Annotated in this window: 5 protein-coding genes and 2 pseudogenes; 4 read left to right on the top strand and 3 right to left on the bottom strand. The window is 58.6% G+C overall.

Annotation, left to right across the window (positions count from 1 at the left end; genetic code table 11):
- Positions 1-91: 91 nt before the first annotated feature.
- Positions 92-2,935 (bottom strand): annotated as a pseudogene (gene rapA / locus AO277_RS07520) (RNA polymerase-associated protein RapA); the annotation flags it as partial.
- 233 nt (positions 2,936-3,168) lie between these two features.
- On the opposite strand from rapA, the gene AO277_RS07525 reads away from it, so the two are divergent.
- Positions 3,169-3,510, top strand: a complete 342-nt coding sequence (locus AO277_RS07525) for a hypothetical protein (RefSeq protein WP_044319851.1) — start codon at positions 3,169-3,171, stop codon at positions 3,508-3,510.
- A 64-nt stretch (positions 3,511-3,574) separates the two neighbouring features.
- Positions 3,575-3,766 (top strand): hypothetical protein, encoded by a 192-nt coding sequence (locus AO277_RS07530; RefSeq protein WP_044343432.1) that lies wholly within the window; start codon positions 3,575-3,577, stop codon positions 3,764-3,766.
- A 218-nt stretch (positions 3,767-3,984) separates the two neighbouring features.
- Here the strand turns inward: AO277_RS07530 and AO277_RS07535 are convergent, their stop codons facing one another.
- Together AO277_RS07535 and AO277_RS07540 are read right to left on the bottom strand one after the other, a co-directional pair.
- Complete coding sequence (locus AO277_RS07535) at positions 3,985-5,559, bottom strand: pectate lyase family protein (RefSeq protein WP_044319852.1); 1,575 nt, start codon at positions 5,557-5,559, stop codon at positions 3,985-3,987.
- 169 nt (positions 5,560-5,728) lie between these two features.
- A complete protein-coding gene (locus AO277_RS07540) occupies positions 5,729-6,199 on the bottom strand; it encodes a MaoC family dehydratase (RefSeq protein ID WP_044319853.1) in 471 nt (156 codons plus the stop codon).
- A gap of 368 nt (positions 6,200-6,567) precedes the next feature.
- On the opposite strand from AO277_RS07540, the pseudogene fadD2 reads away from it, so the two are divergent.
- Positions 6,568-8,266: pseudogene (fadD2, locus tag AO277_RS07550) on the top strand (long-chain-fatty-acid--CoA ligase FadD2).
- 353 nt (positions 8,267-8,619) lie between these two features.
- Complete coding sequence (gene fadD1 / locus AO277_RS07560; RefSeq protein WP_044319854.1) at positions 8,620-10,311, top strand: long-chain-fatty-acid--CoA ligase FadD1; 1,692 nt, start codon at positions 8,620-8,622, stop codon at positions 10,309-10,311.
- Positions 10,312-10,417 lie beyond the last annotated feature (106 nt).

Consider the following 10,417-nt stretch of genomic DNA (forward strand, 5'->3'; position numbering starts at 1 on the left):
CAATATTCTTTCACGGCTGCGAGTTTTGCCTGCACTGTATATTTACCCATGACGCCTCCAAAGGTTGCGTCCAACCTTCGGGGGTCATACCACCCGCAACCAGTACCCGGATCGCTTCCAGGCGCAGGGCTGCTTTTTCAAGCATGGCCAAGCCTTGTTCGCGCTGGCTGCGCAGGGCGACCAGTTCACTGTCGCGCACGGTCGGGTTGACCGCTTGCAATGCCGTCAGGCGAGCCAGTTCCTCTTCAGTGTCGGCTGCCAGACGACGCTGTGCTTCGGCCACGCGTTCTGCGTGTCTTGGGGTGATTTTCTCTTCGCCCGCATTGATTCTCGGGGTCAACTGGTCACGTTGCGCCTGGATGAACTTGTTGGCGCTGGCACGAGGCACGCTTTCGAGCTGATCATTGAGGGTGTTGAACGACACACGGCTCGACAGATCGTTGCCATTGGCGTCGAGCAGGCAACGCAGCGCGGCAGGAGGCAGGTAGCGCCCCAGCTGCAACGAGCGAGGAGCAACCACTTCGCTGACGTAGATCAGTTCCAGCAGGACAGTGCCCGGCTTGAGCGCCTTGTTCTTGATCAGTGCCACGGCGGTGTTGCCCATCGAGCCGGACAGCACGAGGTCCATGCCGCCCTGAACCATCGGGTGCTCCCAGGTGATGAACTGCATGTCTTCGCGAGACAGCGCCTGATTGCGATCGTAGGTGATGGTCACGCCTTCGTCGTCGCCGAGCGGAAAGCTGGCGTCGAGCATTTTCTCGCTTGGCTTGAGGATCAGGGCGTTTTCCGAATGGTCTTCGCTGTCGATGCCAAAGGCGTCGAACAGGGTTTCCATGTAGATCGGCAGGCTGAACTGATCGTCCTGTTCCAGAATGGCTTCAACCAGCGCTTCGCCTTCGCCGGCGCCGCCGGAATTGAGTTCCAACAAGCGGTCGCGACCGGTGTGCAGTTCGCTTTCCAGGCGTTCGCGCTCGGTGCGCGCTTCGTCGATCAGACTTTGCCACTCGTCGTCGTCACCGCTTTCCAGCAGCGGCAGCAGGCGCGGGCCGAACTGATGCTGCAGGGCGTTGCCGGTCGGGCAGGTATTGAGGAACGCATTGAGCGCCTCGTGATACCACTGGAACAGGCGTGCCTGCGGGCTGGTTTCCAGGAAAGGTACGTGCAGCTCGATGGTGTGCTTCTGGCCGATCCGGTCCAGACGTCCGATACGCTGCTCCAGCAGGTCCGGGTGCGATGGCAGATCGAACAGCACCAGATGGTGAGAGAACTGGAAGTTGCGGCCTTCGCTGCCGATTTCCGAGCAGATCAAGACCTGAGCGCCGAATTCTTCGTCCGCAAAATAAGCAGCCGCGCGGTCGCGCTCAAGGATGTTCATACCCTCGTGGAAGACCGTGGCCGGAATGCCGGAACGTACGCGCAGCGCGTCTTCCAGGTCCATGGCGGTTTCGGCGTGGGCACAGATGACCAGCACCTTGACGCGCTTGAGCATTTTAAGCGTGTCGATCAGCCAGTCGACGCGTGGGTCGAAGCGCCACCAGCGCTCTTCTTCGCTGACTTCCGGCTGCGACTGGAAGCTGACTTCCGGGTATAGATCGGCGTGTTCGCCAACCGGCAACTCAAGGTATTCCACAGGGCAGGGCAGCGGGTATTGATGCAGCTTGCGCTCCGGGAAGCCCTGCACGGCGGCACGGGTGTTGCGGAACAGCACGCGGCCGGTGCCGTGACGGTCCAGCAGTTCGCGAATCAGGCGCGCCTTGGCTTCGTCGTCGCCGGTATTCACGGCCGCCAGAAGGGAATCGCCCTCGGCACCCAGGAAGCCGTGAATGGTTTCCTGCGCCTCGGCAGACAGCTTGCCCTTATCGAGCAACTCCTGAACGGCCTGAGCCACCGGACGGTAGTTCTCGCTTTCGGCGCGGAAGGCCTTGAGGTCGTGGAAACGGTTCGGGTCCAGCAGGCGCAGGCGGGCGAAGTGGCTGTCCTGACCCAGCTGTTCCGGGGTCGCGGTCAGCAGCAGTACGCCGGCAATGACTTCGGCCAGTTGTTCGACCAGCGAGTATTCGCGGCTGGCCTTGTCTTCGTGCCAGACCAGATGGTGGGCTTCGTCGACTACCATCAGGTCCCAGCCTGCCGCAAACAGGGCGTCCTGGGCTTTTTCGTCTTCGACCAGCCATTCCAGGGCAACCAGTGCAAGCTGGGTGTCTTCGAACGGGTTGCCTGCATCGCTTTCCATGAAGCGCTCGGCGTCGAACAGCGCGACCTGCAGGTTGAAGCGGCGACGCATTTCCACCAGCCACTGGTGCTGGAGGTTTTCCGGGACCAGAATCAGCACGCGGCTGGCGCGGCCCGACAGCAGTTGGCGATGGATCACCAGACCGGCTTCGATGGTTTTGCCCAGACCCACTTCGTCGGCCAGCAGAACGCGCGGCGCGATACGGTCCGCGACTTCGCGGGCGATGTGCAACTGGTGGGCGATAGGCTGTGCCCGCACGCCACCCAGGCCCCACAGCGAGGACTGCAATTGGCGGCTGGTGTGCTCCAGCGTGTTGTAGCGCAACGAAAACCAGGACAACTGGTCGATCTGGCCAGCGAACAGACGGTCGGTAGCCAGACGGAACTGGATGAAGTTCGACAGTTGGGTTTCCGGCAGTGTCACCACTTCGTTCTGCGCGTTCAGGCCGTGGTAGACCAGCAGGCCATCGACATCGTCGACTTCGCGAACGGTCATTTTCCAGTTTTCGAAGTGCGTGATCACGTCGCCAGGGGAGAAACGCACGCGGGTCAGCGGCGCATTACGCAGTGCGTACTGACGTGTTTCGCCAGTGGCCGGATAGAGCACGGTCAACAAGCGGCCGTCCTGTGCCAGAACGGTGCCCAAACCCAGCTCGGCTTCGCTGTCACTAATCCAGCGTTGCCCCGGTTGATACTGCTGCGCCATGCTGCCTGTCTCCCGCTTGAAAAAGCTGAGTATGTTAACGGAACACGCCCCGAAGGCCAAAGGCAGCGTGAAAAAACTCATGGTCAGCGCCGGAACCTATCGAATTTTTGGTTCCATGACACTTATTTCACTGAGAGGGGTCAAAAAAGATCTTATAAACCACCACTGGCTCTTTCAGCCCGGTTCAAGTTGCCTCGTGCACGGCCGAAACCCCGGTAAGAGGAGGTAAAACCATGCTGCAACCTATGCTTCCGTTAAGTGTGGTGCCTGTGACATCACAGCTGGATCCGGCCAAACGCATGCCGGACATTCCACCTGTAGCGCCGGTGCAGGAGAGCTCCAGCGAGACCTCCATCGACCTGCGCAATGAAGATACTGAACGCAGCGCGTTGCTGTTGCGTGAAGAGCAACAGCGCCAGCAGCAACAGCAGCAGGCTCATGGCGGCGGAGAAGCCGAGGAATACGTGGGACTGGTGGTCCCGGGTGATTCGCTGAACGCCGACAATACCGTACCCGTTGTACCGCTCATCGAAGACGAGCCGCGCCAGGGGCTTTGGGTGGATATTCAGATCTGATTGCTGCACCGCCCAGGGCTGTACTGATCACGGGACTGGTCAGGGCTGCTGCGATTGAGCATTATTGGCCCTGATTTCCCGTGTTCGAGAACCGCAAGCCATGAGCGACGATGCACAACTGATCGACCTGGGTGCCGAGCGCGCCAAGCGTATCCACGATCTGAATGACAAGCGCCTCAATGAAGTGCGTAACGCCTTCGAACAGGCGATGCCATTGAGCAGCAAAAAACCGAAGAAAAAGCCCAAAAAACGCTGATCCAGCCGCCACACCCTTGATCTGATCAGTCTGGTTCAGCAACAGCTGATCTGGATCAACTCGCCGTTATGTTCGCTGCCTTAATCTTGCTCCATCGAATGCGTTGTGGGCGGACACGCGCCTGCATGCATTCAATGAGCACGCAAGGCACTTGGGGCGACTCCGGTCGCCCTTTTTTTCGTCTGCATGCCACGCCCTGCATCGGACGCCGGGCGCTATCAGCTCACGGTTTTGGCGCCGGCATTGGCCAAGTCATAGGCTCTGGCGGCTTCGGCGGTCTTGATGTCGCGCTGATAGCTGGGCGTCCAGGCGGTCACCGGTGACTTCTGGGTGAAGCTGACATTGCTGCCGATGTCCTTGAAGTGCGCATCGCCATAGTCATCCAGCGCGCCGGAGTTGCTGGCCTTGTTGGAAACATCCACGCCTTTTGCCAAATAGTTGGCCTGCGAGAGGATGGTCGCATCCCCCGTCGCGGTGAAGCCAAGATGGAAGTTGTCGATCGAGTTGTTGTAAACGTCAAAGTCGCCATGCCGCATCAGGCCGGGTGCCCGAACATCCAGGTTGCTGAACACATTGTTGGCGATGGTCATGCGCGGGTAACCCTTGTACTCGGCCTTGGCTTGAGCGGAGTCGTCCGGCTGACCGAGAATCACGCCATATTCGTTGTTCTGGAGTTTCGAGTTGGTCAGACTGACGTTGTCTGCCGTCCCGCCGACATAAAGCAGTTTGTCCAGGCCTTTGGCGTTCTGATCCTTGGTGCCTGAATAGGTGTTGTGATCGATCCAGTATTTCTGACCGCTGCTGATGAACATCTGCATGTCACCGTTTTCGCGATAACGGCTGTCGTGGTCGAAGTTCAGATTCTGGAAGATGTCATTGCTGGCGGTCTTGCCGCTGGCCAGGTAGATGTTGTGCAGGCTGTTGCCCTTGTCGGTACCCAGCAGGGTCTTGTTGGCGCCAAAGTTGATGGTCACCTTGCTGTCGGCAGACAGGTTGGCCCCCAGTTTGACGGTACGGGCTTTGTCGTCCTCCATGTACTTCTTGAGGTCCGCTACGGTATTGACCGTGACGACTTCGCCACCATTACCGCCGGTGGTGTTCGCCTGTTTGGCGAAGCCGACCATTCCGGACATGTCGGCCCCAGGACCGTTGCCCGCTCGGTGCGCGGGTTGCGCCACTTTTTCTGTGGTCTCAGATCTGTCTGTGGCGGTTGGCAACGTTTTGGCGGGCGCAGACTGATTGGCGGCTGGCGTATTGCCTTGGGCTGACGCCGAAGTGCGCGCCATATCAGAAGGCGCTGCTGTGGCGCTCTTTTGCAGCGAGACCGGTTTGTCGGTCGGATAATCGTTTTTCACCACGAACGGCTTTTCTGTGTTGCCGGACGATGACGGCGACCCTGAAGAGGGGGCTGATGAAGACTGAAGGGAGGTCGGCGCCTGTTCCCGTTCAGACGGCGCAGGTGCCGGTGTCGAGCCGTCCTGCTGATGCCCTTGTGATCTGGAAAACAGATCCTTGAGGATGGTGCGAATGGCTTCCACCAGCTTGTTCAGCAACAACTCGACGGGGTTTTCAGTTGCACCCGAGGCTGCGTTTGTAGCGGGCGTTTGCGCCCTGGAGCCAAGGCCATTGAACGACGACTGCAACCCTGTTGCCTGCTGCGGCGGTGCGAAGTCGACCAGCTTGCTGCCATTGCCGGACGTGACCTGAGGTGGCGGACTGTTATCGGCTTGCGGGTTTATGCCCTGGGTTGGCTGCCCGGAGACGGGATAATAATTTCGGGTGATCATATTCATGGGTGATTGCCCTGCCTGCAGGAATGAACGATTCGTGATCCGGATAAGGTAGCGCTGGTTTCTTGAGTGGAAAGCGCAGCCAAAACAGTTCCGAGGGCATCATGAATTTGTGTTCAGGTCAGCAGTGGAGCCCGGGCGCGGCCGCAGGTGCGCGCGCCGGTTCCGGGTATCAGCCGAAAGTGATCTCGGGCAATACGGTCAGGTCGACGGTCTGCTGCTTGCGCGGGGCGAGAATCCCGGCTTCGCCGTCTACAACCAGCTCATCGTTCTGATTGAAAACACGGGTGGCGATGCGCACGCGGAATTTCGGCAGTTTTTCCAGGATTTCCAGGCGCACAGTCAGGGTATCGCCCAGTTTCACCGGCTTCTGGAAGGTCATCTGCTGACCGATATAGATGGTGCCAGGGCCAGGCAACTTGCATGCAACCGCCGCACTGATCAGTGCGCCGCTGAACATGCCGTGGGCAATACGCTCCTTGAACATGGTCTTGGAGGCGTATTCGGCGTCCAGGTGGACCGGGTTGTGGTCTCCGGACATGGCGGCGAACAGTTGAATGTCACGCTCTTCCACTGTCTTGCTGTAGCTGGCGGTCTGACCGACTTCAAGAGCTTCGTAAGGCGTGTTGGTGACTTGAGTCATGTGGCTGTCCTGACAATAAAAATGAATTGAAGCGTGCCGGTTCGTGCAATCCGACCTGGCCTTGATTTGTAACACTTGATGACCTGTCGCCGCCAATGCGCGGACAAGATCATTCAGACGCTTGCTGGCGCTCCCCGGATCACATTCAAGGCAAATAATAAGCAAACGCCATGTGAATACGGCTACTGAGCGATCGGGCAAGTATCTTTACCAGCCCGATTGCCGTGAGCAGTGTATCGCCGACGACAGATTTCAGTCTGAACAGAGACAAGATTCATGCTGCTGATGAGGCCCGGACGATCATTTGCCTGAGACACTTTAACTGCTAACGTCCGCCCAGACCCATGCAGGGAAAAAGGATAAAAATAATGCAAGCTGACTTCTGGGATGACAAGCGTCCGGCGGGTGTCGACGCCGAGGTGGATCTGCAAACCTACCAATCGGTCGTCGAGGTGTTCGAGCGCTGCTGCAGGAAATTCGCCGACCGGCCTGCGTTCAGCAACATGGGCGTGACGCTGACTTACGCGGAACTCGAGCGTCACTCCGCCGCCTTCGCCGCGTATCTACAGCAGCATACTCAACTGGTGCCGGGTGATCGCATTGCCGTACAGATGCCCAATATCCTGCAATATCCGATCGCCGTATTCGGTGCGATGCGCGCCGGTCTGACGGTGGTCAACACCAACCCGTTGTACACCGCACGCGAGATGCGCCATCAATTCAAGGACTCTGGTGCCAGAGCGCTGGTTTACCTCAACCTGTTCGGCAAGCTGGTGCAGGAAGTGCTGCCGGACACGGCCATCGAATACCTGATCGAAGTAAAAATGGGCGACATGCAGTCGGCGGCCAAGGGCTGGCTGGTCAATACCCTTGTCGACAAGGTCAAGAAGATGGTCCCCGAATTCCATCTGCCTCAGGCCGTCGGCTTCAAGCGCGCGCTGCGCCTGGGGCGCGAGAGCCGCATGCAGGTCGTACCGCGAGGTCTGCAGGATGTTGCCGTTCTGCAATACACCGGTGGCACCACGGGGCTGGCCAAAGGCGCGATGCTCACCCATGGCAATCTGGTCGCCAACATGCAGCAAGTCTATGCCTGCATGCGCCAGCAAGGACCGCAAGGCGGATCGCTGTTTGAAGAGGGCAAGGAGGTGATGATTGCGCCGTTGCCGCTCTATCACATCTATGCGTTCACGGCGAACTGCATGTGCATGATGATCAGCGGCAATCACAACATCCTGATCACCAACCCTCGCGATATCGGCGGCTTCATCAAGGAGCTGGGCAAGTGGCGCTTCACTGCCATGATCGGCCTCAACACGCTGTTCGTGGCGCTCATGAACCACCCGGAATTCAAGAATCTGGATTTCTCGGCGCTGAAAAGCACCAACTCCGGTGGCACTGCACTGCACTGCACTGGTCAAGGCCACGGCCGAGCGCTGGGCGCAGATCACCGGCTGCACGATCGTCGAAGGTTACGGCCTGACCGAGACGTCGCCTGTCGCCAGCGCCAATCCCTATGGCGCCCTGGCACGCCTGGGAACCGTGGGCATGCCCGTGCCCGGCACCGCGATGAAAGTCATTAATGACGATGGCATCGAGTTGCCTTTCGGCGAGCGTGGCGAGCTGTGTATCAAGGGGCCGCAGGTCATGAAAGGCTACTGGAACCAGCCTGATGCCACGGCCGAATGCCTGGACGCCGAAGGCTGGTTCAAGACCGGTGACATTGCCGTGATTGGCGCTGACGGGTTCGTCAGTATCGTCGACCGCAAGAAAGACTTGATCATCGTGTCCGGCTTCAACGTCTACCCCAATGAAATCGAAGACGTGGTCATGGCCCATCCGAAAGTCGCCAACTGCGCCTGTATCGGCGTGCCGGACGAGCGCTCGGGGGAGGCCGTGAAGCTGTTCGTGGTGGCGCGAGACCCGCAGCTGAGCATTGAAGAGCTCAAGGCCTTCTGCAAAGAGAATTTCACCGGCTACAAGGTGCCCAGACAGATCGTTCTGCGTGATTCATTGCCGATGACTCCGGTGGGCAAGATTCTGCGACGCGAGCTTCGGGACATCGCCTGACCCTTTAATCGTCTCCATGTGTGTACCTGGCCCCGTTTGCAGAACGCTGTAAACGGGGTCAGTTTTTTTCGGAAACAGGCGATTATATTGATTGGCCGCTCTGTTTCGGTACTTTCGGCGTGATGATGAAAATTTATTAAATGAATTTAAAGTGACTGTTTGTTGGTTTCTGGTCGTATTCGTGACTGTGTGGCCTGCTTCTGCCTCTAGTCGGCCTTTGGCAAAGCTGCTACTCTCGGCGCGCTTTTTGATCAGTCATAAAGCGAAAAAGCGTCTACTGCATAATTCCAAGCACAAGAAAATCATCGCTTCAGGCGATGTGAAGAATTCGCTATCGCTACGGAGCCGACTGAATGATTGATAACTTCTGGAAGGACAAGTACCCGTCCGGTATCCCTGCCGATATCAACCCCGACGAGTACCCTAACGTCCAGGCGGTCCTGAAGCAGTCCTGCCAGCGCTTCGCCGACAAGCCGGCGTTCAGCAACCTGGGCAAGACCATCACCTACGGCGAGCTGTATGAGCTGTCCGGCGCTTTTGCCGCCTGGATTCAGCAACATACCGACCTGCAGCCGGGTGACCGTATCGCCGTGCAGCTACCCAACGTATTGCAGTACCCGATTGCCGTCTTCGGTGCGATTCGCGCCGGGCTGATCGTGGTCAACACCAACCCGCTGTACACCGCGCGGGAAATGGAACACCAGTTCAACGACTCCGGTGCCAAGGCGCTGGTGTGTCTGGCAAACATGGCCCATCTGGCCGAGAAGGTCGTACCCAAGACGCAGATCAGGCAGGTGATTGTCACCGAAGTGGCCGACATGCTGTCGCCGTTCAAGCGCTTGCTGATCAATAGCGTCATCAAGTACGTGAAGAAGATGGTCCCGGCCTATCACTTGCCCAAGGCCATCAAATTCAACGATGTGCTTGGCAAGGGCCGTGGTCAGCCAGTGACCGACGTGTCGCCCGGCAGCGCCGATGTTGCCGTGCTGCAGTACACCGGCGGCACCACCGGGGTGGCCAAGGGGGCAATGCTGACGCACCGCAACCTGATCGCCAACATGCTGCAATGCCGCGCGCTGATGGCGTCAAATCTGGGCGAAGGCTGTGAAATCATCATCACGCCGCTGCCGCTGTATCACATCTATGCCTTCACCTTTCATTGCATGGCGATGATGCTGCTTGGCAATCACAACATCCTGATCAGCAACCCTCGTGACCTGCCGGCCATGGTCAAGGAGCTTTCGAAATGGAAGTTCAGCGGCTTTGTCGGCCTTAACACGCTGTTTGTGGCCCTGTGCAATAACGAGGGTTTCCGCAACCTCGACTTTTCGGCGTTGAAAGTTACCCTGTCCGGCGGCATGGCCCTGCAGCAGTCCGCTGCCGAACGCTGGAAGCAGGTCACTGCCTGCCAGGTCTGCGAAGGCTATGGCATGACCGAGACCAGCCCGGTGGCTACGGTCAATCCCGCTAAAGAGGTGCAGATGGGCACTATCGGTATTCCTGTGCCGTCGACGCTGTGCAAGGTTATCGACGATGCTGGCAACGAGCTGGCGTTCGGTGAAACCGGCGAGTTGTGCATCAAGGGCCCTCAGGTCATGAAAGGCTACTGGAAGCGCCAGGAAGCCACCGATGAAATGCTCGACAGTGATGGCTGGCTCAAGACCGGTGACATCGCAATCATCCAGCCCGATGGCTACATCCGGATTGTCGATCGCAAGAAAGACATGATTCTGATCTCCGGTTTCAACGTATACCCCAACGAACTGGAAGACGTGCTGGCCACGCTCCCGGGCGTGTTGCAATGCGCGGCGATCGGCGTGCCGGACGAGAAGTCAGGCGAAACCATCAAGGTTTTCGTCGTGGCCAAACCGGGCGTTACCCTCACCAAGGAACAGGTCATGGAGCACATGCGCGCCAACCTGACCGGCTACAAGGTGCCGCGTAGCGTGGAATTCCGGGAGGTTCTGCCCACTACCAACGTCGGCAAGATCCTGCGTCGCGAGCTGCGTGATGAGGAATTGAAGAAGCTGGGCGTGAAGAAGTAGGGCGGAGCGCCGCACGATAGTTGAGATTATCGTTCCGCACGCTCTGGTATGCCCCCCGAAGGTTGGACAATTATCCACTTACGCTGCCTTGGCGGCCTGCATCCTG

Source organism: Pseudomonas amygdali (genome assembly GCF_002699855.1).
Taxonomy (GTDB): domain Bacteria; phylum Pseudomonadota; class Gammaproteobacteria; order Pseudomonadales; family Pseudomonadaceae; genus Aquipseudomonas; species Aquipseudomonas amygdali.

Coding starts and splice junctions, on each gene's coding strand:
- AO277_RS07525 (WP_044319851.1), top strand. CDS start 3,169: ATGCTGCAACCTATGCTTCCGTTAAGTGTGGTGCCTGTGACATCACAG.
- AO277_RS07535 (WP_044319852.1), bottom strand. CDS start 5,559: ATGAATATGATCACCCGAAATTATTATCCCGTCTCCGGGCAGCCAACC.
- AO277_RS07540 (WP_044319853.1), bottom strand. CDS start 6,199: ATGACTCAAGTCACCAACACGCCTTACGAAGCTCTTGAAGTCGGTCAG.
- fadD1 (WP_044319854.1), top strand. CDS start 8,620: ATGATTGATAACTTCTGGAAGGACAAGTACCCGTCCGGTATCCCTGCC.